This window comes from Nocardia sp. NPDC019323, from assembly GCF_044389845.1.
Classification (GTDB): Bacteria; Actinomycetota; Actinomycetes; order Mycobacteriales; family Mycobacteriaceae; genus Nocardia; species Nocardia implantans.
In genome coordinates, this window is record NZ_JBIRYN010000010.1 from 170,220 (window position 1) to 193,257 (window position 23,038).

Below are 23,038 nucleotides of genomic sequence, written 5' to 3' on the forward strand. Positions count from 1 at the left end.
AGTAGACGAAGCGTCCGAGGCGATGTTTCCGGTTCGACCATGCTCAGAAGATCGCATCTCGGACGACGCCGGGGACGATTCGTTTGTTCTGTTCACGCGCGACGGCGAATCAAATCCCGAGACGTGGTTTGCCCACCCCACCACCGGGCACCCCGCAATCGACAGGCAAACCGCACCCAGAAAGCGTTGAGCTGATGGTCCACGTGGAAATCACCGTGCCGACGACACCGGAACAAGTCTTCGACGTCTTGGCCGACGGATGGCTGTTCGCCGCCTGGGTGGTCGGCGCGACGCACATCCGCGACGTCGACGAAGCGTGGCCGGGCCCGGGCTCCGTGCTGCACTACAGCGCGGGCGTGTGGCCGTTCACCGTCAACGACACCACGCGGGTCGTTTCGGCCGAACCGCCGCACATGCTGGAGCTGGAGGCCAAGCTCTCGCCGCTCGGCGCCGCGTGGATCCGGCTGGAGCTGGTGGAAACCGTGCCGGGCGAAACGCAGATCCGGATGTACGAACACTCCGAACGCGGGTTGGGCACCTTGGTGCCCAACGTGCTGCAGGAACTGCTTCTGGTGCCGCGCAACATGGAATCGCTGTCCCGGCTCGCCGATATCGCCGTCGGCAAGGCGCGCCGAGGGAGGGGCATCGGCATCGGAGACCGCCCTGGAGCCGACGCGCACGCCGAAGTGAAGCTCAACGGCCACGTCCCGCAGAACTGACCGGGCCGGTATCCGTCCAGCGACCGGGCCGGTTCAGGCGATCGACAGCGCGATGCCGTCGAGAATGTCGTGCTCGCTGACGACCAGCTCGGAAATGCCCGCCCGCCGGGACAACTCCTCGGCGAGCACTTCGGTGATGATCGCGCCGCCGCCGATCACGTCCACCCGGCCGGGATGCATCGGACCCAGCGCGGCGCGCTGATCGTGATCCATGGCGATCAGCCGATCGCAGACCTGGTGCACCTGCTCGGAAGTCAATCGGGTGAGATGCACGCGCTGCGAATCGTATTCGGGAAGGTCGAGCGCGACCGCGGCGAGCGTGGTCATCGTGCCCGCCACGCCGACCCAGGTGTGCGCCCCTTCCACCGGCACGTGCGTGAACGCTTCGGCCAACCGCTCGGTGGCGAAGGCGCGGGCGGCGGCGATCTCCTCGGCGGTCGGCGGGTTGCCCGCCAGGCACCGTTCGGTGATCCGCACACAGCCGATATCGGCGGAGAACGCGGCCCGCACCCCCTCGCTGTCCCCGAACACCAGCTCGGTGGAGCCGCCGCCCAGATCGACCACGACGAAAGGACCTGCGGCGCTGGACAATTCGCCGATGGCTCCGGCGAACGACAGGCGCGCCTCCTCGTCGCCGGTGATCACCTCGGCTTCCGCGCCCTCGACCACGGCGCCGAGTTCGGCGCGGGCCATGGCGAAGAAGTCCTCCCGGTTGGCGGCGTCCCTGGTGGCGGACGTGGCCACCATTCGCACCCGGCCGACCCCCGCTTCGCGCATCAGCGCCGCGTAGTCGGCCAAGGCGGCGCGGGTGCGTTCGATCGCCTCCGGCGCCAGCGAGCCGGTCGCGTCGACGCCCTGACCGAGACGGACGATGCGCATCTCGCGGTGCACGTCGGCCAGGCGTCCGTCACCGCGCACGTCGGCGATCAGCAGGCGGATGGAGTTCGTGCCGCAATCGACGGCGGCTACCCGGTCACTCATCACTGTGCTCCAGTCTCTCGAGTCGGCCGGGACGCGGGCCAGTCGGCCGGGATCGCGGTGCCGCGCAGGCCGTGCTCGGCGGCCAGCGCCACGGCCTCGTCGCCGAGCGGATTCACGCCCGGGCCCTTGGCCAGTGCGTGGGCGATCAGCACGTGCAGGCACTTGACCCGCTCCGGCATCCCGCCGCCGGTGAAATCGGTGCCCAGCGATTCGATTTCGTCGCGTTCGGCCAGATAGCTCTCGTGCGCGGCGCGGTAGGCGGCGGCCAGCTCCTGATCGACGGCGAGCCGCTCGGTCATCTCCCGCATCACACCGGCGGATTCCTGCCTGCTCGCCTCCGCGGTGAGACGGGGATCGGTGAGGTAGTAGAGGGTCGGGAAGGGGGTGCCGTCCGGCAACCTGGGCGCGGTCTTCACAACGGCCGGGATCCCGTCCGGGGTGCGGTAGGCGATGGCGAGCACGCCGCGCGGCTCGCGGCCCAGCTGCTCGGCGATGATCGCGAGATCCTGGTCGGTGGGTGCGGTCACCTATGTCCTTCCGGTGCTTGCGGGAGTGGCGCGGCGGCCTCCGGCGTCGGCTGCGGCTCGGCGATGCTGCGCCACAATTCGGTGTACCAGGGCTCGGGTTGCCTGGCTCTGGTGGGAGCGGGCGGCGGCGCGGGCGCCTCGATGCCGGGCACCTGCACGATGTACGGCGTCTCGCCGGGCATCACCAGACGCAGGCGGTCGCGCGCCTCGCTGCGGATGTAGGCCGGATCCTGCTGCTGGGCACGACGATCGCGCAACCGGGCCAGATCCGTCTCGAGCTCTTCGCGCTGCTGCGCCAGCTGCGCGGCCTCCGCGCGCTGGGTGAAATACGTGCGCATCGGCACGGCGAGGGTGAGCGCGAGCCCGCACACCACCATCGCCAGGATCACCGCCTTGCCGGTGGAGAGCCCGAGGAACGTGTGCTCGTGCCGGTCACCGGCCGGACCGGAGGCGTGCTTGCGCGGCTTCGGCTTCTCCGCCGACTCCGATCGCCTGCGACCGCGCTTGGCGGCGGCATCGGCCGGGCGCGATCCGGCGGCACGCGACGTGCGGCGGTCCCCGCGTCCGGCCGGACTGGTCCCACGCGCACGTCGCTCCGTCATCTCACGCCTCGGTCTCTACTTCGCGGCAGTCCCGGCGTTCCGCGTGAGCACGCACGCTACCTCCTCCGGGACCCTTCGCTCGTGCCGCAGCTCAGCCTTCGAACGCGAAGCGGGGAAAAGCGACTTCTCCCGCGTAGCGCGCCGAATCGCCGAGCGCGTCCTCGATGCGCAGCAGCTGGTTGTACTTGGCGACCCGCTCGCTGCGCGCGGGGGCGCCGGTCTTGATCTGGCCGCTGCCCACCGCGACCGCGAGATCGGCGATGGTGGTGTCCTCGGTCTCGCCGGACCGGTGCGACATCATCGTCTTGTAGCCGTTGCGGTGCGCCAGCTCCACCGCGTCCAGGGTCTCGGTGAGCGTGCCGATCTGGTTCACCTTGACCAGCAGCGCGTTGGCGGCGCCCTTGGCGATGCCCTCTTCCAGGCGCTCCGGGTTGGTGACGAACAGGTCGTCGCCGACGAGCTGGATCTTGTCGCCGATCTGGTCGGTCAGGCTCACCCAGCCGTCCCAGTCGTCCTCCGACAGCGGGTCCTCGATGGACACCAGCGGGTAGGCGCCGATCAGTTCGGCGTAGAACTGCGCCATCTCCTCGGCCGAGCGCACCACGCCCTCGAACTTGTAGCCGCTGCCGGTGGTGTAGAACTCGGTGGCCGCCACGTCCAGTGCCAGCGCCACGTCGCTGCCCAGCTTCAGGCCGGTCTTGTCGATGGCCTCGCTGATCAGGTCCAGCGCCGCCTTGGTGCCGGCCACGTCGGGCGCGAAACCGCCTTCGTCACCGAGACCGGTGGCCAGGCCCTTGGCCTTGAGCACCGACTTCAGCGCGTGGTAGACCTCGGCGCCCCAGCGCAGCGACTCCTTGAAGGTGGGCGCTCCGATCGGGGCGACCATGAATTCCTGCACGTCGACGCCGGTGTCGGCGTGCGCGCCGCCGTTGAGGATGTTCATCATCGGGACCGGCAGCACGTGCGCGTTCGGACCGCCGAGATAGCGGAACAGCTCCAGGCCGGAGGACTCGGCGGCGGCGCGGGCCACGGCCAGCGAGACGCCGAGCAGGGCGTTGGCGCCGAGGCGGGACTTGTCCTGGGTGCCGTCCAGGTCGAGCAGCACCTGGTCGACGGTGCGCTGCTCCACGGCGTCGAGGCCGATGACGGCGGGCGCGATCTCGTCGAGCACGCCTTCGACCGCCTTGCGCACGCCCTTGCCGCCGTAGCGCTCGCCGCCGTCACGCAGTTCGACGGCCTCGTGCTCGCCGGTGGACGCGCCGGAGGGCACGGCCGCCCGGGTCAGGGTGCCGTCGTCGAGAGCGATCTCGACCTCGACGGTGGGGTTACCGCGGGAATCCAGGATCTCGCGAGCTCCGACCTGTTCGATGATGGCCACGAAAACGACACTCCTTCGGCTGCTGACACGGTAGGTCTCACGGGATGGGCCGTGCGCTGCGAGCCTATCGTCCCGTCAGCGCGGCGGGTAACCGGCACTCCGGGGACCGGGACATCACACGCGGCGGCCGATGCTGTAGGTCGCGGCCCGGTCGCGCACCGTCAGCAGGTAGCTGTGCGACTGGTTGTAGGTGAGCAGCGCCCGCTGCCAGCCGTGCTCGGAGGTGAGGTCGCCGCCGCTGGCGCACAGGTACCTGGCGGCGGTGAGCGCGGCGTCGTCGATGTTCTGCGGGTCCGCGACGCCGTCTCCGTTGGCGTCGACGCCCCAGCGCTTCCAGGTCTCCGGGATGAATTGGAGCGGGCCGACGGCGCGATCGTGCACCGGGTCGCCGTCGAGCGCGCCGCCGTCGGTGTCATCGACCCGGGCGACGCCGGGTGAGCCGTCCAGCGGGACGCCGATGATCGGCGGGCGGACCGAGCCGTCCTCGCCGACCCGTGCGCCGCGGTGGGTGCCGTGCTTGCTCTCCACGCTCGCGATGCCCGCCAGCGTCGTCCACGCGATGCCGCAGTCGGGGCGAGCCCTGGTCATCACGGCCGCCGCGTAGCCGTAGGCCTCCAGCGCGATCGGCGGGATGCCGAGCCGGTCGGCCTGCTCGTCGGCCCAGCCGTGCAACTGGACGGCCGTGCGGCCGGGAGCGTCCAGGTCGATCACGGGCAGCGGGGTGCCCGGTCCGGGCGGGATGCCCTCCGGGATCGGGGTGCGGTCGCCCCCGCAACCGGCGAGCCCGAGAAACACCAGGACGGCGGCGCAGACGCCGGTCTTTCGCAACACACCTTCCATGATCCAGATGACGGCGCGTGCCCGGGCCGAGCCGGTGACGGAGTCCACTGCGTGTCGGGGGCTGGCATGACCCGCCTGCGGCTGGTCAGACGAGCAGTCGGCTGGTCGCGTTGTGCGCGGGCGCCGCGAGAACCGTGGCGGTATGCCCGGATTCGACGATGCGCCCGTGGTCCAGAACCAGCAGCTTGTGACAGTATTCGGCGACCAGCGCCAGGTCGTGGGTGATGACCAGCAGGGCGGTGCCGCGTTCGATCCGGATCCGGTCCAGCAGCGCCATGATCGCCGCCGCGGTGGTGTGGTCCAGCGCCGAGGTGATCTCGTCGCACAGCAGCACGGCGGGTTCGGCGGCGAGCGCGCGGGCCAGCGCGACCCGCTGGCGCTGTCCGCCGGACAACTCGTGCGGATAGCGGGCGGCCAGATCAGCGGTCAGCTCGACGGCGGCGAGGAGTTCCGCGATCCGCCGCGGAAGGTCCCGGCGTGCGACGCGCCCGATCCGCCGCAGGGGGCGGCCGAGCGTTTGCGCCACGGTGCGGCGCGGGTTGAGCGCGGACCGGGGATTCTGGGTGACCAGTTGAATACCGCCCGCGCCGCGCGGGATGCGCCGGTTCGCGCCGACGGCGATCGGCTCGCCACGCAGCTCGAGCGATCCGGTCGCCGAGTGGTGCAGCCCCGCGATCACGCGCGCCAAGGTGGTCTTGCCCGCGCCCGACGCACCCACCACCGCGAGCGCCGAGCCCGCCGCGAGCGCGAGGTCGATGTCGGCGAGCACCTGGTGTCCGTCGATCGAGGCGGCGATTCCCTCGGCCCGCAGCACGATGTCCCGGGGCCGGTCGTCCGCAGGCTTGTGCCCGCTGCGCGCTCGCGCCGCCGCGGGCTCGTCCCGGTCAGTGGACGCCGGACCGTGGCCCGGCACGGCACGCGCACCTGCGAATCCGTTCCGCGCCGGGTCGATACCGAAGCGGTGCTCCTCGGAATCTCCCGGTTCCTCGCCCGAATCGGCGAACGCCGTGCCGCCGGACGCGACCGGCGAACGCACTGCCGCGCCGAGGGTTCGGTCCGGCTGACTACTCACCCGAACCGGATGCGAGGTCTCCGGGCGGACGGCACCGAGTTCGACGATGTCATCGGCGATGGAATGCACCAGCGCGGTGTCGTGCCCGGACAGCAGGATCGCCGCCGATCGTTCGCGGGCGAGCGCAGCGAGTTGTCCGGCGATGTCGGTGCGCAGCGCCCCGTGCAGCCCGGCGAGCGGTTCGTCGAGCACCAGCACGCCGGTGCGGCGGATCAGCGCCCTGGCCAGGGCGACGCGCCGCTGCTGGCCGCCGGAGAGCTCGCCGGGGCGGCGGCGCAGGTATTCCGGCGACAGGCCGACCAGCGCGAGCGTGTCGGTCAGCGTGGCATCGGACGCGTCCGGCGCGACTTCGCGCAGCAGGGCGCGCACGCGCAGCAGCGGGTTCAGCGCCGAGCCGGGGTCCTGCCCGACGTAGGCGATGTTCCTGCGCCGGAACCGGTGCAGCGCGCAGCGATCCAGCGTGAGCACATCATGTCCGGCGACCGAGGCCGTTCCCGTCGCACGCGCCGCGGCCGACGGCAGCTGTCCGAGCAGCGCGCGCATCACGGTGGTCTTGCCCGACCCGGACGGACCGGTGAGCGCGGTGACCGTGCCCGCCGGTATCCGGAAGGTCGCGGGACCGGCCAATTCGCGCCCGTCCGGACCGAGCACGGTCAAGCCGTCGACCGCGACGAGATCGGCCCGGACCTTTCCGTCCGCTTCGGCCGTCCGGCGCGCGCTCGTGGTGACGTTCGCGTTCATTCCCGCTCCCCTCCGCCGAATGCCGACACCGCCAGGTTCACGCTCACCGCGACGATCGCGATGGCCAGGCTCGGGGCGAGCACGGCCAAAGGGTTGAGCAGCATGCCGGAGGCGTTCTCGCGCACCATGACCGCCCAGTTGCTCGCACCGAGCGTGGTGGGCAGTTGCAGGAACGACGCCGTGCTCACCAGATAGACCGCCGCGACGAAACGCAACCCGAGCTGAGTCGTCGAGACCGCGCGCAGGTTCGGGATCACTTCGCGCAACACCAAGTGCGCGAGCGACTCACCGGCGGCCCGCGCGCTCTCCACGTATCCGGAGGCCGCGACCCCGGCGGCGGCGGCGGTGAAGATCCTGGCGCAATAAGGGACGCCGAACAGCAGCGCGAGAACGATCAGCCCCATGGGGCCCGCGTCCGGCCACGAGGTCAGCACGAGCAGGATGCCCAGCACCGCGGGCAGCAGGATGAACAGGTCGGTGCCGAGTTCGATCCACTCGCCGATCCGCGGGCGCAGCGCCGCCACCGCGCCGAGGACACACGACGAGCCGGTCACCAGCACCGCGATGATCGCGGCCACCAGCAGCAATCCCCAGCCGCCGTAGAGCAATTGGCTGAGCACGTCGCGGCCGAGGCGGTCGGTGCCCAGCGGCGCGCCGGCGCCGGGGTCGCCGAACGGGATGCCGATCGCTTCCTCCGCCGGGTGCGGCGCCAGCGACGGCCCGAGCGCCGCCAGCAGCGTGACCAGCAGGGCGGGCGCGACGGCCAGACGGCCGAGCCGTCGCACCGGCCGGGCGGCCGCGGCGGAGACCTTCATCGCCGCCCCCGTAACGACCAGGCGCGGATGCCGTCGGCGACGGCGAGCACGACCATGATCGACACTCCGGACAACGCCACCACCGCGGCGACCACCGAGGTGTCGCGATCGGCCACCGAACCGGCCAGGACCGCGCCGAGACCGGGATAGTTGAACACGGTCTCCACCACGAGGGCACCGCCGAGCAGCATCCCGACCGTGGTGGCGAAGCTGGCGACGATCGTCGGCAACGCGAACGGCAGCACGTGCCGCGCCAGCACGGCCCGGCCCGCAACACCGTCCAGCACGGCGCTTTCCACGTGGGGAGCGAGCGCGGCGTCGGAGAGGGCGGCGCGCACCACCCTGGTGTTCCACCCGATCTGGGGCAGCGCCAGCGCGAGCACCGGCAGCACCAGCATCTCCGGACCGGCCGGCATCCCCGACCGGCCGGTGACGGTGACCGCGGGCAGCCAGCCCAGCGCCAGCGCGAACACCAGGATCAGCACCGTGGCGATCACGAACTCGGGTACGGCCACCGCAGTGGTCGTCGCCGGCTGGAGCACGCGCGCGGCCACGCTGCCAGGCCGCGTCGCCCACCACGCGCCGAGTGCGAGCGACGCGAGCACGGTCACCGCGAGGGCGAGGCCACCGAGCAGCAGCGTCGGCGGGAATTTGTCGGCGAGCAGGTCGTTCACCGGCCTGCCGCGTGCGGTGCGCCCGAAATCGCCGGTGACCACGCCCGATATCCAGTTCCAGAACCGCACCCACAGCGGCCGGTCCAGTCCGAGTTCGCGTTCCTTGGCCGCGATCTGCTCCGGGGTGGCCTCCCGGCCGAGGACCGCGCGGGCGGAGTCGCCCGGCAGCAGGTCCACGGCGACGAAGACGCAGGCCAGCAGCGTCACCAGCAGGATGACGCGCCGCAGCAGCAATCGCGCGAAGAACATCACCCGGCCAGCCAGGCCTTTTCCAGCTGGACGCGGGCGAAGCCGCCGAGCGTGGGCAGGTCGCGCACCCGGGAGGCGGCGATGTCGACGCCGTCGGCCATGCCCCAGACCAGGTAGCCGCCGCGCTCGTACTGGATGCGCTGCAACTCCTGAGCGGCCTGCCGGTACTCCGCGTCGGTGTGCGCGGCGAGGGCTTTCGCGGTCGCGGCGTCGAATGCCGCGTCTTTGAAGTTCGTTTCGTTGCGGTTCGATCCGCTCGACAGCAATTTGCTCGCGAAGAAGAGCGTGGAATCGTTGGTGCCCCACGAGATGGTGTACAGCGGCGCCTTCAGCCAGGTCTGGTCGTAGAAGGCGTTCGGCTCCTGGGTGACCACGTCGAGCCGGATGCCGATCTCGGCGAGCTGGGTGGCGATCACCTTCGCCGATTCCACTTCACCGGGCGCCTCCGCCTTGGTGACGATCGGGTAGCTGCGCCCGGTGTCGAAATTCGACTCGCGCAACAGCGCTTTCGCCCGTTCGACGTCGCGGGTGCGCTGGGCGAGCGAGGTGTCGTAGAGCGGATCGGCCGTGCCGAGAACATCGTTGGCCACCGTCCCGTATCCGGAATGCACCTGGTTGACCAAGGCTTTGCGGTCGACGCCCAGCCGGACGGCGGTGCGGACCCGCACGTCGGCGAACGGACCGTCGGAGGTGCGCATGGCGACGCCGACCACGGTGTCGTTCGAGCGCCGCACGACCGTCAGGTCACCACGTCCCTCGGCGGTGCGGCCCGCGATCGCGCCGACGTTGGAGGCCAGGTCGATCTGCCCGCCGAGCACCGCGTTGCCCAGCGCGGTCACGCTTTCGAACATGGTGACCTCGATGGCGTCCAGCAGCGGCGGGCCGCCGTGCCACTGCTCGTTGCGCACCAGCCTGGCGTTGCCGCCCTGATAGGACTCCAACCGGAACGGCCCGGTGCCGATGGCCCTGGTGAAGTCGGTGGTGTCCTTCTTCACCGTGAACGTCATCAACCGGACCAGCAGCGGCAGCTGGGTATTCGGTTCCGGCACGGCCAGCACCACTCGATTCGGCCCGTCGGCGGTGATGTCCTCCACGGCCACGGGCATCTTCGACGCGCCGCCGACCGTGCGCAGCCTGCGCAGCGACCACACCACGTCCTCGGAGGTCACCGGGCTTCCGTCGTGGAAGGTCGCGTTCTCGGCCAGGGTGAAGCTCCAGCGCCGCCGGTCCGCGTCCGGCTCCCACCGGGCGGCCAAGCGCGGCAGGACATTCGGGTTGCCGCCCGGCACGGTGAGGGCGTCGTAGACCAGAGAGGTGACGAGGAAGTCGCTGTCGTTGCTGAGGTTGGCATGCGGGTCGCGTTCGATGCGCGCGACGGTGCCGAGCGCGCCGACCCGCAGGGTGCCGCCACGCCGCGCCGGTCCGGACGTGTCGGCGTCATCGGAACAGGCGGCCGCCAGCAGCACCGCCCCCACCCCGAGACTCGACCGCAGCAGGTCCCGTCGATTCAAAACCATTGTGCTGTCCCTCTTCCTGACCGAACCCGCGGCGGTACCGCGCACAGCGCTTCGATCAGGACAGGCTAGCCTAATGCGTTGCGCGACTCACCGATACCGGCATCAAAACGGCAGCGCTAGGGCGCATCTCCCGCAAACCTCGGCTCGGGCAAGCCGAGCCCACCACCCCCGAGCCGAAGTTATACGATTTGGCTATTTTTTCCCCGACTCGCTTAGGTAAGCCTTGCTTCACTACGTGCGAAGGGCTACCTTCCCATACTAATCGTGAACCCTGCTTTTCCCACCGATGCGAAGAAGGGAAGCCCGGTGAAAAGCGTTCTCTCCGAACGTAAGACGCTTCACCCCCAAGATCTCGAACGACGTGAGCTCTCCCCGGAGGCAGGCCGTGCGGTGCGCGCTCTGGCCAGAGAGATCTCCGCCACACTCGATCTCGCGCTCACCGATCCGGCCGCCGCCGCCCGGACCCTCACGGACCCGGCGCTCATCGAACGGATCGATGCCGGCGCCGCGCGTCTGCCCGACGAGGTCCGTCACGCCATGCGCCCGCCCGCCACCGCCGCGGGCGCCGCCGTCGTCGGCCGTCTTCCACTGGCCGACAACGAGTTCGGCCCGACACCGCCGAACTGGCGGGAGGCGGCGCGCTGGAGCGGCGATCCGCGGCGGCGCGCGCATTCGTTCGAACTCGACCTGGTGATGCTGCTGCTGGCGCGCAGTGCGGGCGAGCCGTTCGGCTGGCAGGGCCAGCAGGACGGGCGATTGGTCAACAACATCGTGCCCGCGGCCGGTCACGAGCACGAGCAGTCCGGGGCCAGCAGCAAAGTGCTGCTGAGCCCGCACACCGAGGACGCCTTCCATCCGCGGCGGGCCAACCTGCTGATGCTCGGTTGCCTGCGCAACCCGGATCTGGTCGGCACCACCGTGTCGTCGGTGCGCCGGATCGAGCTGTCCACCGCCCAGCGCGAACTGCTCAGCACTCCCACACTGCCGATCCTGCCGGACGTCTCCTACGGCGACGGCCACGAATTCCACACGGCCACACCGGTTCCGACGCTGTGGAGCGCCGCAGGCCCCGAGCAGCAGACCCTGCGCTACGACCCGGCGTACACCCCGCTCGCCGACGCCGACCCGGAGTTCCGCGCGGCCTACGAACACCTCGCCGCCGAACTCGAACGCGTCTGCGTGACCGCCGCCCTGTCCCCCGGCGAGCTGTTGCTCGTGGACAACGACGTCGCCGTGCACGGCCGGGTGCCGTTCACCGCGCGATACGACGGCACCGACCGGTGGCTCAAGCGAGTGAACATCCGGCTTCCCGAACGGCGGCGGCGCGCCGAGGAAGCCGACGAGAATGGCTACGGGCAACAAACCGTAGCCCCGTTCCGAGCGGCGGTCACCCCGCCGGTCGAGAGCGGCACTCAGGAGCGGGATGCAGTACGACATGATCGAGGACCCCTTGAGCACGCGTGACCGAAGCACACCCCTGCGGGTGTTGAGCCGCAGCGACCTCGCCGACGTGCCGATCACACCGGCCGCGGTGGTGCGCGCGGTGGAAGAGGCGTATCTGGCGCTGGCGGCAGGCGATTCGGACAACCCGCGCAAGCTCAGCGTCGCGAACCCGGACGGCTGGTCGGTTGCCTACGCCATGCTCGGCCGGGACGGCCGCAGGCGCGTGGTGGCGATGAAGACCTCCTACAAGTTCGACCCCGGCCACGATCGCAGCACGAAGCGGTACTACACCACCATCACGCTCTACGACGACAGCACCGGCGCGCCGATCGCGATGATGGACTGCGCGCGGGTCGGCGCGCTGCGCACGCCCGCGGTGTCGGCCCTGCTGGTGCGCGAGACGATCCGGCGCGGCGCGCAGAGCGTGCTGCTGATCGGCACCGGCACCCAGGGGCGCAACGCCCTGCCGCACCTGCTCGCGGCGAACCCGCAGCTGCGCAAGCTGATGGTCTACGGAACGCACCCCGAGGGCTTGGCGGCCGTGCACCGCGGGCTCGCCGAACACCATCCGCACGCGCTGCTCGAGACCGTCACCGATCCACGCGCCGCGGCGGCCACCGCCGATGTCGTGCTCGCGACGGCGGGCCCGGGGACCGAGGTTGCGCTCGAATCCGACGATCTGGCAGCGGGTTCGGTGGCCGTGCTGGTCGGCTACGGGCTCGCGCCGTCGACGCTGATCGACGCCGACCGCGTGATCGCGACCAGCGCCGAGCAGATGGCGCTGACCGGCACCGACATGGCCGGACCCGACGGCACGCTGCGCACGGTCGACGCCGAGCTGCCGCAGATCCTGAATCGCCGCGCGGTCGCGCGCCGCTCCGACGACGAGCGCATTTTCGTCTACAACAGCGGGCTGGTGCTGACCGACATCGCGGTGGCCCACGCGCTGGCGGAGCGGGCGATCGCGGAAGGCCGTGGCACGGAGGTGCCGCTGTGGGACTAGAACACGTGAGTGTCACCGTGGAGCCGGGGAACGAGGCGGCGGAGCGCGATTCGATCAGCGCCGCGCCGATGCCAGCGCATCTCGATCCGTGGGAGCGCCGCCTGCTCGCCGATCCGGATCTGCTCGGCGACCTGGCTTTCGCGCTGGGCGGCCCGTTCCACGTGATGTATCCGGCGCGGGTCGGGCAGAACATCCGGGCGTTTCGCGCCGCGTTCGCGCACGCCGGGGTGCACGGCGCCATCTACTACGGCAAGAAGGCGAACAAGGCCGCGTGCGTCGCGCGGGCGTGCGCGGAACACGGCGCCGGCGTCGACGTCGCCAGCGTCGGTGAATTGACCGCCGCGCTGGCACAGGGCGTGCGCGGTGACGAACTCATGGTGACCGGCCCGGCCAAGGCCGACGAATTGCTGTGGCTGGCCGCCCGGCACGGCGCGCTGATCGCCGTGGACGATCTCGGGGAACTCGAACGGCTCGCCGGGCTGGCGTCCCCCGACGAGCCCGCCCGCGTGCTGATCCGCGTGCTGCCCGCGGCATCGGCCAGCCGGTTCGGCATGACCTCCGGCGAAATCGATGCCGCCGTCGCGCTGTGCGGCGCACACGAGTCGATTCGACTGGAAGGCTTCAGTTTCCACCTGTCCGGCTACGACGCGGTGGCACGCGCGGAACTGGCGGGCGAGCTGATCGCCCGCTGCCTGCACGCGCGCACCCTGGGCCATCCGGCCACCACCGTGTCGATCGGCGGCGGCTTCGGTGTCGACTACGTCCCGGCGGAGGCCGCGATGGAGTTCACCGCGCGAGTGGACAGGCAGTGGTTCCACTCCGGGAAGTCCTTCGATTCGTACTATCCGTACCACTTTCCGGTGCCCGGCGCGGCCATGCTCGCCCAGATCCTCGACCACGCCGATCTCGCCGGGCGGCTGCGCGACAACGCCGTGCGGCTGGCCATCGAGCCGGGACGCGCGCTGCTCGCGCACGCGGGCTGCACCGTCTTCCGCGTCCAGGGCAGCAAGGTCAGGCACGCGCACGGCGAGCCCTACCGCTTGCTCACCGTCGACGGCACCAGCCTCAGTCTCTCGGAGCAATGGTTCGACAGCGAGTACCTGCCCGATCCGGTCCTGTGGCCCGCGCGCCCCGGCGCCGTGACACCGACCAGCGTCGGCGCGGCCACCTGTCTGGATTCCGACATGCTGAGCTGGCGGCGGGTGCCGCTGCCCCGCCCCGCCGAGGTCGGCGATCTGCTGATCTATCCCAATACCGCCGGCTACCAGATGGATTCGAACGAGTCCGCCTTCCATGAACTGCCCATCCCACCGAAAGTCGTCCTGCACGACGCACCCGGCGAGCGTTTCCGCTGGACCCGCGACGGCAACTGACCCGACCACCCGACAGAACCAGGAGACATCAATGCCGCTCGTCACGCGCGTGACGGATCTGATCGGCCGCACGCCGCTGTTCGAGCTCGCGGCCACCGCGACGGGCACTCGCCTGCTACTGAAACTGGAGCAGTTCAACCCGACCGGCGCGGCCAAGATCAGGATGGCGCGCGAGATGGTGCTCGACGCCGAGCGTCGCGGTTTGCTGCGCAGTGGCGGACATATCATCGAGTCCACGTCCGGGAACACCGGGCTGGGCTTGGCGGTAGTCGCGGCGGAACGTGGGTATCGCTTCACCGCAGTGGTCGACCATCACGCATGTAAGGACAAACTGCGCGCGATGCGGGCAATGGGTGCGGAACTGGTGTTCGTCGCCGACGAGGGCGACGACAACCTGGCCACCTCGGCACGGGAGGACCTCGCCGAGGCGATGGCGGCCGAGCGGGACGACGCCTACTTCACCGAGCAGCACAACAACGACGCCAACGCGGTGGGCTACTACCCGGTGGCCGAGGAATTGCTCGAAGACGTCGAGCGCGTCGACATCCTGCTGTCCGCCGTGGGCACCGGAGGCTCGCTGTTCGGCACCGCCACCCGCCTGCGCCAGCTCGGCTGCACGCCGTACGTCATCGGGGTCGAACCGGTCGGCTCGATCGCCTTCGGCGGGCCGGGCGGGCCGTACTGGCAGTCGGGCACCGGCACCCCGCCCGGCGCCACCATCGGCACCGCCGTCGACTATTCGCTGCTGGACGAGGGCGTGAAGGTCACCGACGTGGCGGCCTTCGCGACCGCCCGCGCGGTGGCGGCCGAACTGGGCCTGATGATCGGCGGGTCTGCGGGCGGTTCGGTGTACGCCGCGCTCACCCGGCTCGAGGAGTTCCCACCGGGCTCCACCGTGGTCACCATCGTGTGCGACGGCGGGGAGAAGTACTTGGACACGGTGTTCGACGACGAGTGGATGAACGAGCGCGACCTGCTGGACGCAGGCACCGAACGCGAGGTGGCGCTGCTGCTGCGGCGCTACACGCCCGCCGCCAGGACCACGTTGGTGGAAGCGCGGTGAAGTCCGGTCGGCCGTACGGTGTGACGCTGCCCCCGCGCGGGACAACTCTCCCGCCCTCTGCGAAGGAGAACCGGTGATCGTGACGAGTTTCCGCGGCGACGGCGGGCGGCTCACCGCGCTCGCGACGCCGATCGCGCTGACCCAGCTCGCCCAGATCGCGGTGTCCACCACCAACATCGCGCTGATGGGCACCCTCGGCGTGCGGCAGGTGGCCGCGGGCGGCCTGGCGATCGTGCTGTTCAACCAGATCCGCACCATGTGCGTCGGACTGATCACCGCCAGCGGCAACCAGATCGCCACCGCGGTGAGCGCGGCGGGCAAGCGCGGTGAGTCGCCGGACCCGGAGATCCGCGATCTGCTGCGCTCCAGCTTCGCGATCGCCACGGTCGCCGGTGTGCTCGGCGGCGCGGTGCTGATCGGGCTCGGCTGGGTGCTGCCCTGGCTCGGGCAGGACCCGGGAGTGCTCGCCGACGCCCGTCCGCTGATGGTGGCGCTCGCGCCGGGGCTGCTGCCGTGCCTGTGGTTCCAGGTGCTGCGCCAGTACACGGTCGGCATGCAACGCCCGCAGGCGCTGTTGCTGGTGACCCTCGGCTCGGTGGTGCTGAATCTGGCGCTCGCCCTCGGCTTCATCCACGGCAAGGGCGGACTGCCCGAACTCGGGCTCACCGGTATCGGGGTCTCGACCTCGCTGGTCTTCCTGATCACCTTCGGCGTGTTCTGGGCGATGGTGTGGCGCGACGACGAACTCGGGCGAACGCTGCCCATGACGCCGCTGCCGGTGCGCCTGTCCACCGTGCGCGCCGAGTTGCGACTCGGCACGCCGATCGCGCTCACCTACGGCTCGGAGGCCGGGATGTTCTCGGTGCTCGCGCTGGTCATGGGCAGCATCGGCCCGGCGGCGCTGGCCGCGCACAACGTCGTCTACCAGATCATCTACATCGTGTTCCAGGTGGCGATCGGCCTCTCGCACGGCGCGTCGATCCTGGTCAGCCACGCGGTCGCGCGCGACGAGCACGCGCACGCCCGCGCGCTGGCCTGGCTGGCGCTGCGGCACGCCGCGGTGATCGCCGCGCTGACGGGCGCGGTGTACGTGGTGGCTCCCGACCTGGTGCTGCGCCCCTTCCTGGACTCCTCGGACACCGACACCATCCGCGTGGCGCACACCTTGCTGCTGATCGGCATCGTGCTGCAGTTCTTCGACGCCGCTCAGAACATCGGCACCGGCCTGCTGCGCGGCCTGAAGGCGACCAACGCGGGCTTCCGGCTCTCGCTGATCGGCTACTGGGGCGTCGGCCTGCCCGTCGCCCTGCTCCTGGCCTACCCGGCCGGCCTCGGCGCCGCCGGCGTCTGGTGGGGACTCACCGCGGGCCTGGCCACCACGGCCGTTCTGATGCTGCGCCGCTACTTCGCCCTGCTCGACGAGAAGGAACGCGAACGGCCGCACCTGCTGCCGGAAACATTGACGACCCAGAGCTGAGCAGGTCCTCGCGCTCGCGGGATCGTCGCGGCTGGGGAAGACGTTCCGAGCGCGGCGCGGACCACGCGCTCCGGGCCCGCCGGAAGCGCCGGAGGGCCGAACCCGCACCGGCACCGCAGCACGAAGCGACGCGCCGTGGAGCGCGCGGCGAGTTCCGTCGACCACGGCCGTGGCGACGGAAGCGTCGCGTAGCGTTGAAACGTCGTCGTCGGCCGGGCTCATGACGGTTGCGGCCGGGAGCGGGAGGTGCCGGATGCTCAGCGTGTTCTCCTCACCGGGGCACTACGTGCAGGGCCGGGACGCGACCGCCGCGCTCGGCGCGGAGATGACCCGCCTCGGGATCGGCGGGCCGGTGCTCATCGTGGCCGGTTCCAGCGCCTTCCGGCTGCTCGCGGCCACCTGGGAACGCTCGCTGACGGACGCGAAGATCGCCTATTCGATCCATCTGTCCGGCGGTGAATGCAGCCGGGCGGAGATCGCCCGCATCGCCCACGCCGTCGAGGAATCCGGCAGCACGGTCGTCCTCGGCGCGGGCGGCGGCAAGGTGCTCGACGCGGCGCGCGCGGTCGCCGACGACCTGGATCTGCCGATGATCAGCTGCCCCAGCACCGCCTCCAGCGACGCGCCGTGCAGCGCGCTGTCGGTGATCTACACCGACTCGGGCGAGTTCGAGGCTTATCAGCTGGTGCGGCGCAATCCGGCACTGGTGCTGGTGGACACCTCGGTCGTCGCGCAGGCCCCGCCCCGGCTGCTCGCGGCGGGCATGGGCGACGCGCTGGCGACCTGGTTCGAGGCGCGCACGTGCAGTGCCGCCCAGGTACGCAACATGCGCGGCGGCGCTTCGACGCGCAGCGCCACCGCGTTGGCCGAGCTCTGCTACCGCACCTTGCTCGCCGACGGGGCGCAAGCGCTGGCCGCGGTCCGCACGCACAGCGTCACACCGGCGCTGGAGCGCGTCGTCGAGGCCAACACGTTGCTGTCCGGGCTCGGCTTCGAATCGTCGGGACTGGCCGCGGCCCATGCCGTGCACAACGGCCTCACCGCCGCCGCGGGAACGCGCCCGTTCCTGCACGGCGAGAAGGTCGCCTTCGGCACCCTCACGCAATTGGTGCTGGAGGGTGCGCCCGCGTCCGAGATCGGCACGGTGCTCGGTTTCTGCGCCGAGGTCGGCTTGCCGACCACGCTGGCCGCCCTCGGACTGCCCGACGCCGACGACGAGACGCTGCGGGCCATCGCGCGCCGCGCGACCGCTCCGGGCGAGACGATCCACAACGAACCCTTCACCGTGAACGTCGCGATGGTCGTGGACGCCCTGCGCGCCGCAGATGCCATCGGCCAGTGACCAATCCCACATCTGCCGCGTTCGCCCAGCGTTCGACACCGAAACCTAACCCTCCCGACGGCGAGTCTTCACCGAATGCCGGGAAACCTGTCCGTAACCGGCGCTATCGTGGCGACGGAGTCAAGCCAATGGCGGGCAACCCGCCGGGAGGGATTCGGTCCGGTGTCCATCACCAGAGTCGCGGAGTATCCGCGTCCGGATCACGTGTTGTTCCACTTCAGCGACACACATCTCATCGCGGGCGACGACCCCTTGTACGGCGATGTCGACCCCGACCTGCGATTACGGCAGCTACTCGAACAGGCGGCGGCGAGCCGTATCCGCCCGACCGCGGTGGTGTTCACCGGCGATCTCACCGACCGAGGCGAGCCCGCCGCGTACGCCAAGCTGAAGTCGATCGTCGAGCCGTTCGCTAGAAGTTTGCAGACCTCCCTCGTCTGGGTGACCGGCAACCACGACGACCGCGCCGCTCTGCGCGCCCGCCTGCTCGGCGAGTACCCCACGACTTCCCCGCTGGACCGGGTGCACCTGATCGACGGGCTGCGCATCGTCGCCTTGGACACCTCGGTGCCGGGGCACCACTACGGGGAGATCTCCGACGGCCAGCTGGAATGGCTGCGCTCGGTCCTGGCCGAACCCGCGCCATTCGGCACCATCCTGGCCATGCACCATCCGCCGGTGCCCTGCGTGGTCGACCTGGCCGTCACCGTGGAACTGCGGGATCAGCGCCGCCTGGCCGACGTGCTGGACGGCACCGACGTGCGTGCCATCCTCGCCGGGCACCTGCACTTCTCCACCAACGCCACGTTCGCGGGCATCCCCGTCTCGGTGGCGTCGGCCACCTGCTACAGCCAGGATCTCGGCGTGGCGCAGGGCGGCCTGCGCGGCCGGGACGGCGCGCAGGCCTTCAACTACGTGCACATCTATCCGGACACCGTGGTGCACTCGGTGGTGCCCATCGAGCGCGGTCGCACGGTCGGCGCGCCCGCCACGCCGGAGCAGGCGCGGCAGCGGCTGACGGAGGAAGGCATCGTGATCCCGCCGGCCGCGCGCATTCCGCACGTCATGCGGCGCCCTGCGTCGACTCCGGAAGCGGATGACGAGGCGGTGTGCTGAGCCGTTCCCACGGTCCCGGTTCCGGGTAGTACCTGGCGAGGAACTCCGACACGATCCGCACCCGTTCGGATTCGGCGACCTCGGGGAAACTGCCGTCGTTGAGGCAGAAGAAGTCGACGTCGCGATGACGCGCCAACCCGTCGAGCAGGGCCAGCCCGCCGTAGCTCGTGGTGTCGACGTACCGCACCTTCGCCGCCTCCTGCGGCACCGCGCGCCCGGTGAACAGCGCGTAGTAGTGATACAGCGAATTGGTGACCGAGATGTCGGTGGCCGCGCGGAACCGGCTCGCGCTCGTGCGCGCGAAATCCGCGGCGAACTCCTCTTCCATCTCCATCAGCACGCTGCGCCGCAACGGCACCGGCGTGTGCTCCAGGTGCCGCGTGATGACGTAACCGAAGCGCTCCGCCAGCAGCGCCCGGTTCACCCGCGCGGCGTTCTCGAAACCGCTGCGCCGCTCGTTGTTGCGACCGGGCCCGATCCTCGTGTCCGCTTCGATGAAGCGGCTCACCCCGCCCGGCGTGAAGAACATCGACGGGCGCACCGGACGCGCGAAGAACATGTCGTCGTTGGAGTACAGGAAGTGCTCGCTGAGCCCATCGATGTGCTGCAACTGGCACTCCACCGCGTGCGAGTTGAACACCGGCAAGCCGCTGACGTCGCGGAAGTGGTCCACCGCCCGCACCACGGTCACCTTCGGGTGCGCGGTCAGCCACTCCGGGGGCGTGGAGTCGGTCGCGATGAAGATCCTGCGGATCCACGGCGCGTTCTTGTGCACCGACCGCAGGGCGTACTTCAGTTCGTCGATCTGGCGGATCCTGGCGTCCGCGTCGTCGCCCTCGCCGACCACGACCTGGGCGAGCATCCCGGCGCGGCGGGCGCGGAATTCCGGATCGGAGCCGTCCACCCAGGAGAACACCAGGTCGATGTCGAAGCCGACGTCACCGGTCTGTGGCGCGAACATGTCGGCCAGGGTGGGCCAGGTCCGGTCGAAGAGCCGCACCTGGGTGCGCTGGACGTCGGCGAGGTCGAAAACGGTGCGGGTCAGCGCGTTCGGGCGCGGACAGGTCACCGTGTCGCCGTGGTACTCCCACAGTTCCAGCTCGACGTGATGGGCCGGATCGTGGTCGCGCCCGAGCCGGAAGACGTTCTGCTGCACCTCGGCACAGGAGAATCCCGCCGACACGGCCGTGGCGGTCACCCGGCGCACCATCAGGCGGTGCGCCGCGTCGGCCGCGAGCACCAGCCGGTGCCCGCTGTCGCGCACGAGCAGGAACGGCACCTCCGCCGCGGCCAGCTCCGCGCGCAGATAGGCCAGATCCTCGATCATCGCGGCGGACACGGCGAGATTGCTCGCCATGGGCCGCGTGACCATCTCCACCGCCCCCGAATTCACTGCTCCCCTGTCCATCATGACTGCCTCACTTCCGTCGAACCGCCGGTCTGTCGTTCCGTCCGGGGCACCGCGCCGAGCGGCGATCCGTCGATGCCGTGGCATCGACGTGCGCGGACCGCGCGCCTGGCGCGGTGACATTCAGAAGTGGGGGAGGCTGCCGAAGCGCGGGTACGAATTGATCACCCGGTATGCAGACGACTGGTAGACCATTTCGTTTCACCTCACTCACGGCCGGACGCGCATGGCGTCGTCAATGGAAGCGCTGCACTCGTGCGGGAACGATCGAAGGGCACGGGCGGCAGTCGCACGCCGGACGGTCATCGGCCGGCTGAATTGGTCTGCCCAGGAAACTCCGGGCACCTCTACGAATGATGCAACGCGTTCGACATTCCGTCAATCAGTGCAGCTGTGGCTCCTACCCGGGCGTAGCACACACTCCGCAATGCGGTTAGGATAGCCTCACCAATACAAGAGGAAGGGTTGTGCCGGTGCGCGTCGTCATTCTGTTCGGAACCGAGATGGGCACCGCGGAGTCCGCGGCCGACAGCATCGCCGAGCAACTGCGCGAGGCGCACGACGTCTCGGTGCACGACATGACGGACTTCGACATCGCGGATCTGGACGTCCGCGACTTCCACGTCGTCGTGTGCTCGACCTACGGCGACGGCGAGCTGCCGACCGGCGCCGAACCCTTCGCCGACGCGCTCGACCGCGACACCCCGGATCTCAGCGGCCTGCGCTTCGCCGTCTTCGGGCTCGGCGACATCGTGTACGGCGACACATTCAACCGTGGCGGCGAGATCATCGCCGAGAAGCTGACCGCACGCGGCGCCGTCCAGGTGGGCGAGCACGCGCGACACGACGCGTCGACGGAGGTCCGCGTCCGGGACATGGCCCGAAAATGGGCGGCGGCGCTGGACATTCCCGCCCTGGTCGCGGCCTGACCGGATCCGGGCACGGCCCCACGGGCACCGGAAAGCGGTCCGGACAAAGCGCCCAGCGCCAGCGCACAAGGGGCACAGCGTCTTAGACTGCTATCAAGCGCGGTACAGCCCGCCGCGCTCGACGATCCATGAGGTGACGAAGATGGCAGCCGGAGCGAGCCCCGCCCAACGTCAGCACAACTCGACAGATCATCCCGAGCTGGACGTACTGCCGGAATGGCCGCTGGAGACGATCGGCGTGCTGGTGACCACCGACCCTGCGCCGCACGCGATTCCGGTGTCCTGGCCCGTGCGGGCCGGTGACCGGCGCATCTTGATCAGCCTGAAGCACGACCGCGGCTCGCTGGCGCGGCTGCGCGAGCAGCCCGAGGTGGCGCTGCTGATCCTCGGCGGCGGCAACGTGGCGATGTGCGCCAGGGGCACCGCGCACGTGGTCGCCGAGCGGATGCCCGACGCCGACGACTACGTCGCCGTCCGCATCGACGTCGACGTCATCGATGATCACCGCCAGTCGGCTTTCGCGGTCGTGCAAGGCATCCAGCGCACCGTGCTGGACGACGAGAGCGAACTGCGCGCGCTGCGCGGCCGGGTCGACACCCTGCGTTCCTGGGCAGACCACCAGAACTGAATCGGCCCGGCGTTCCCGGGAGCAGAGAAGAGGCGGCACCGGCCGTGCCGCGCGGAAGGGGATCATGAGCGTCACTCTGGCCAAAGGCGGCAACGTCTCGCTGTCGAAGCAGGCCGCTAATCTCACCAAGGTGTCGGTGGGGCTCGGCTGGGACGTGCGCACCACCACCGGCGCCGACTACGACCTCGACGCCAGCGCGCTCGCCTGCGGACCGAACCTGAAGGTGCTGTCCGATCAGCATTTCGTCTTCTACAACAACCTGCGCTCGCCCGACGGCTCCATCGAGCACACCGGCGACAACCTCACCGGCGCGGGCGAAGGAGACGACGAGGTGATCAACGTCGACCTCACCGCCGCTCCCCCGAGCATCACCAACATCTTCTTCCCGGTGTCCATCCACGACGCCGACGCCCGCGGCCAGTCGTTCGGCCAGATCCGCAACGCCTTCATCCGCGTCGTCGACGCCGCCACCGGCGTAGAACTGGCCCGCTACGATCTCACCGAAGACGCCTCCACCGAAACGGCCATGATCTTCGGCGAGCTCTACCGCCACAACAACGAGTGGAAGTTCCGCGCCATCGGCCAGGGCTACGCCTCCGGCCTCGCGGGCATCGCCAGGGACTACGGCGTCAACGTCTAAGGGTTCGATCCTGTTTCGCCGCACGGGTCTTCCGGCCGGTGACCTATCGGCACCGAGAACCGGAGGACCCGCGCGTAACGTCGAGTGCCTACAACTCTCGGCTATCGCGCGGCAGATCGCCGCTCTCGCGCCTACGACTGAGAAACCTTGCTCGCGATAACTCCAGCGGTAAGCGCGTCCCATCCGGCCGGAAATAAGATCAGCGCCGAGCCGGTGGACCCCTTTGAGTCGTGGGCTCGACACCGCGTCTGCAAGTTCTTCCCGCGCATCCTGGGAGAAGTGTTGCTGCGCGGAAGCTCCACGGCGCTCTCGTCCATCGACCGGCCGAGCTGGTCCATGGCAGTGAGCCGAGCCAGGAGGAGGAACCGCCGCCCTCCCCAGCGGCTGCGTATCGGGACCGTAGGGGAACAATTCGCCGTCGCCTTACCGTACGACGACACCATCTCCGACCTCACCGCTGGCCGACGCCGCTTAACAAGCACTTTTCGCCAGCGTGCCGTG

General features: G+C 70.3%; 21 protein-coding genes. 11 read left to right on the forward strand and 10 right to left on the reverse strand.

Annotated features, from left to right (window positions below; translation table 11 throughout):
* Positions 1-194 precede the first annotated feature (194 nt).
* Positions 195-719, forward strand: a complete 525-nt coding sequence (locus ACH49X_RS29210; protein WP_195082503.1) for an SRPBCC family protein — start codon at positions 195-197, stop codon at positions 717-719.
* Between the two features lie 33 nt (positions 720-752).
* On the opposite strand, the gene ACH49X_RS29215 is transcribed toward ACH49X_RS29210, so the two are convergent.
* From ACH49X_RS29215 to ACH49X_RS29255, 9 genes are all read right to left on the reverse strand, one after another.
* The gene (locus ACH49X_RS29215; RefSeq protein WP_323124603.1) at positions 753-1,700 is read right to left on the reverse strand and encodes a Ppx/GppA phosphatase family protein; all 948 of its coding nucleotides are present in this window, start codon (positions 1,698-1,700) and stop codon (positions 753-755) included.
* Positions 1,700-2,227: a DUF501 domain-containing protein gene (locus ACH49X_RS29220; protein WP_195082501.1), complete on the reverse strand. Its 528-nt coding sequence runs from the start codon at positions 2,225-2,227 to the stop codon at positions 1,700-1,702. The genes ACH49X_RS29215 and ACH49X_RS29220 overlap by 1 nt, the downstream gene beginning before the upstream one ends.
* The gene (locus tag ACH49X_RS29225; RefSeq protein ID WP_195082500.1) at positions 2,224-2,829 is read right to left on the reverse strand and encodes a septum formation initiator family protein; all 606 of its coding nucleotides are present in this window, start codon (positions 2,827-2,829) and stop codon (positions 2,224-2,226) included. The genes ACH49X_RS29220 and ACH49X_RS29225 overlap by 4 nt, the downstream gene beginning before the upstream one ends.
* Before the next feature lie 91 nt (positions 2,830-2,920).
* Complete coding sequence (gene eno, locus ACH49X_RS29230; RefSeq protein WP_195082499.1) at positions 2,921-4,207, reverse strand: phosphopyruvate hydratase; 1,287 nt, start codon at positions 4,205-4,207, stop codon at positions 2,921-2,923.
* Positions 4,208-4,321: 114 nt separating this feature from the next.
* Positions 4,322-5,047, reverse strand: a complete 726-nt coding sequence (locus ACH49X_RS29235) for a lytic transglycosylase domain-containing protein (RefSeq protein WP_195082498.1) — start codon at positions 5,045-5,047, stop codon at positions 4,322-4,324.
* 85 nt (positions 5,048-5,132) lie between these two features.
* Positions 5,133-6,860: an ATP-binding cassette domain-containing protein gene (locus ACH49X_RS29240; RefSeq protein WP_357112187.1), complete on the reverse strand. Its 1,728-nt coding sequence runs from the start codon at positions 6,858-6,860 to the stop codon at positions 5,133-5,135.
* Entirely contained in the window at positions 6,857-7,675 is an 819-nt protein-coding gene (locus ACH49X_RS29245; protein ID WP_195082496.1) for an ABC transporter permease, read from the reverse strand. The genes ACH49X_RS29240 and ACH49X_RS29245 overlap by 4 nt, the downstream gene beginning before the upstream one ends.
* On the reverse strand, positions 7,672-8,598 hold the full coding sequence (locus ACH49X_RS29250) for an ABC transporter permease (RefSeq protein ID WP_195082655.1): 927 nt from the start codon (positions 8,596-8,598) through the stop codon (positions 7,672-7,674). The genes ACH49X_RS29245 and ACH49X_RS29250 overlap by 4 nt, the downstream gene beginning before the upstream one ends.
* Entirely contained in the window at positions 8,598-10,115 is a 1,518-nt protein-coding gene (locus ACH49X_RS29255) for an ABC transporter substrate-binding protein (protein WP_357208227.1), read from the reverse strand. Before ACH49X_RS29255 ends, ACH49X_RS29250 begins: the two co-directional genes overlap by 1 nt.
* A gap of 306 nt (positions 10,116-10,421) precedes the next feature.
* On the opposite strand from ACH49X_RS29255, the gene ACH49X_RS29260 reads away from it, so the two are divergent.
* The 7 genes from ACH49X_RS29260 to ACH49X_RS29290 all read left to right on the forward strand — a co-directional run bounded on the left by ACH49X_RS29260 (position 10,422) and on the right by ACH49X_RS29290 (position 18,932).
* The gene (locus ACH49X_RS29260; protein ID WP_195082494.1) at positions 10,422-11,579 is read left to right on the forward strand and encodes a TauD/TfdA family dioxygenase; all 1,158 of its coding nucleotides are present in this window, start codon (positions 10,422-10,424) and stop codon (positions 11,577-11,579) included.
* The gene (locus ACH49X_RS29265; RefSeq protein ID WP_195082654.1) at positions 11,551-12,561 is read left to right on the forward strand and encodes an ornithine cyclodeaminase family protein; all 1,011 of its coding nucleotides are present in this window, start codon (positions 11,551-11,553) and stop codon (positions 12,559-12,561) included. Before ACH49X_RS29260 ends, ACH49X_RS29265 begins: the two co-directional genes overlap by 29 nt.
* A gap of 68 nt (positions 12,562-12,629) precedes the next feature.
* On the forward strand, positions 12,630-13,934 hold the full coding sequence (locus ACH49X_RS29270) for an alanine racemase (RefSeq protein WP_397071413.1): 1,305 nt from the start codon (positions 12,630-12,632) through the stop codon (positions 13,932-13,934).
* A gap of 31 nt (positions 13,935-13,965) precedes the next feature.
* Positions 13,966-14,997 (forward strand): PLP-dependent cysteine synthase family protein, encoded by a 1,032-nt coding sequence (locus ACH49X_RS29275; protein ID WP_195082493.1) that lies wholly within the window; start codon positions 13,966-13,968, stop codon positions 14,995-14,997.
* A 79-nt stretch (positions 14,998-15,076) separates the two neighbouring features.
* Positions 15,077-16,474, forward strand: a complete 1,398-nt coding sequence (locus ACH49X_RS29280; protein ID WP_397071415.1) for an MATE family efflux transporter — start codon at positions 15,077-15,079, stop codon at positions 16,472-16,474.
* A 253-nt stretch (positions 16,475-16,727) separates the two neighbouring features.
* On the forward strand, positions 16,728-17,816 hold the full coding sequence (locus ACH49X_RS29285) for a glycerol dehydrogenase (protein ID WP_357208225.1): 1,089 nt from the start codon (positions 16,728-16,730) through the stop codon (positions 17,814-17,816).
* A 162-nt stretch (positions 17,817-17,978) separates the two neighbouring features.
* On the forward strand, positions 17,979-18,932 hold the full coding sequence (locus ACH49X_RS29290; protein ID WP_195082490.1) for a phosphodiesterase: 954 nt from the start codon (positions 17,979-17,981) through the stop codon (positions 18,930-18,932).
* On the opposite strand, the gene ACH49X_RS29295 is transcribed toward ACH49X_RS29290, so the two are convergent.
* Positions 18,880-20,343: a stealth family protein gene (locus ACH49X_RS29295; protein WP_195082489.1), complete on the reverse strand. Its 1,464-nt coding sequence runs from the start codon at positions 20,341-20,343 to the stop codon at positions 18,880-18,882. The two genes, ACH49X_RS29290 and ACH49X_RS29295, sit on opposite strands and share 53 nt — an antisense overlap.
* Before the next feature lie 470 nt (positions 20,344-20,813).
* Between ACH49X_RS29295 and ACH49X_RS29300 the strand changes: the two genes are divergently transcribed.
* The 3 genes from ACH49X_RS29300 to ACH49X_RS29310 all read left to right on the forward strand — a co-directional run bounded on the left by ACH49X_RS29300 (position 20,814) and on the right by ACH49X_RS29310 (position 22,537).
* Entirely contained in the window at positions 20,814-21,269 is a 456-nt protein-coding gene (locus tag ACH49X_RS29300; RefSeq protein ID WP_195082488.1) for a flavodoxin domain-containing protein, read from the forward strand.
* 142 nt (positions 21,270-21,411) lie between these two features.
* Positions 21,412-21,897 (forward strand): hypothetical protein, encoded by a 486-nt coding sequence (locus tag ACH49X_RS29305; RefSeq protein ID WP_195082652.1) that lies wholly within the window; start codon positions 21,412-21,414, stop codon positions 21,895-21,897.
* 64 nt (positions 21,898-21,961) lie between these two features.
* Positions 21,962-22,537 carry a TerD family protein gene (locus tag ACH49X_RS29310; RefSeq protein WP_195082487.1) on the forward strand — a complete coding sequence of 192 codons (576 nt, stop codon included), beginning with the start codon at positions 21,962-21,964 and terminating at the stop codon, positions 22,535-22,537.
* Positions 22,538-23,038 lie beyond the last annotated feature (501 nt).

Bases quoted from the DNA above. Each gene is read 5' to 3' on its own strand.
- ACH49X_RS29210 (WP_195082503.1), top strand. From the start codon at position 195: ATGGTCCACGTGGAAATCACCGTGCCGACGACACCGGAACAAGTCTTC.
- ACH49X_RS29215 (WP_323124603.1), bottom strand. From the start codon at position 1,700: ATGAGTGACCGGGTAGCCGCCGTCGATTGCGGCACGAACTCCATCCGC.
- ACH49X_RS29225 (WP_195082500.1), bottom strand. From the start codon at position 2,829: ATGACGGAGCGACGTGCGCGTGGGACCAGTCCGGCCGGACGCGGGGAC.
- ACH49X_RS29235 (WP_195082498.1), bottom strand. From the start codon at position 5,047: ATGGAAGGTGTGTTGCGAAAGACCGGCGTCTGCGCCGCCGTCCTGGTG.
- ACH49X_RS29240 (WP_357112187.1), bottom strand. From the start codon at position 6,860: ATGAACGCGAACGTCACCACGAGCGCGCGCCGGACGGCCGAAGCGGAC.
- ACH49X_RS29245 (WP_195082496.1), bottom strand. From the start codon at position 7,675: ATGAAGGTCTCCGCCGCGGCCGCCCGGCCGGTGCGACGGCTCGGCCGT.
- ACH49X_RS29250 (WP_195082655.1), bottom strand. From the start codon at position 8,598: ATGTTCTTCGCGCGATTGCTGCTGCGGCGCGTCATCCTGCTGGTGACG.
- ACH49X_RS29255 (WP_357208227.1), bottom strand. From the start codon at position 10,115: ATGGTTTTGAATCGACGGGACCTGCTGCGGTCGAGTCTCGGGGTGGGG.
- ACH49X_RS29265 (WP_195082654.1), top strand. From the start codon at position 11,551: ATGATCGAGGACCCCTTGAGCACGCGTGACCGAAGCACACCCCTGCGG.
- ACH49X_RS29270 (WP_397071413.1), top strand. From the start codon at position 12,630: ATGCCAGCGCATCTCGATCCGTGGGAGCGCCGCCTGCTCGCCGATCCG.
- ACH49X_RS29275 (WP_195082493.1), top strand. From the start codon at position 13,966: ATGCCGCTCGTCACGCGCGTGACGGATCTGATCGGCCGCACGCCGCTG.
- ACH49X_RS29285 (WP_357208225.1), top strand. From the start codon at position 16,728: ATGCTCAGCGTGTTCTCCTCACCGGGGCACTACGTGCAGGGCCGGGAC.
- ACH49X_RS29295 (WP_195082489.1), bottom strand. From the start codon at position 20,343: ATGATGGACAGGGGAGCAGTGAATTCGGGGGCGGTGGAGATGGTCACG.
- ACH49X_RS29305 (WP_195082652.1), top strand. From the start codon at position 21,412: ATGGCAGCCGGAGCGAGCCCCGCCCAACGTCAGCACAACTCGACAGAT.
- ACH49X_RS29310 (WP_195082487.1), top strand. From the start codon at position 21,962: ATGAGCGTCACTCTGGCCAAAGGCGGCAACGTCTCGCTGTCGAAGCAG.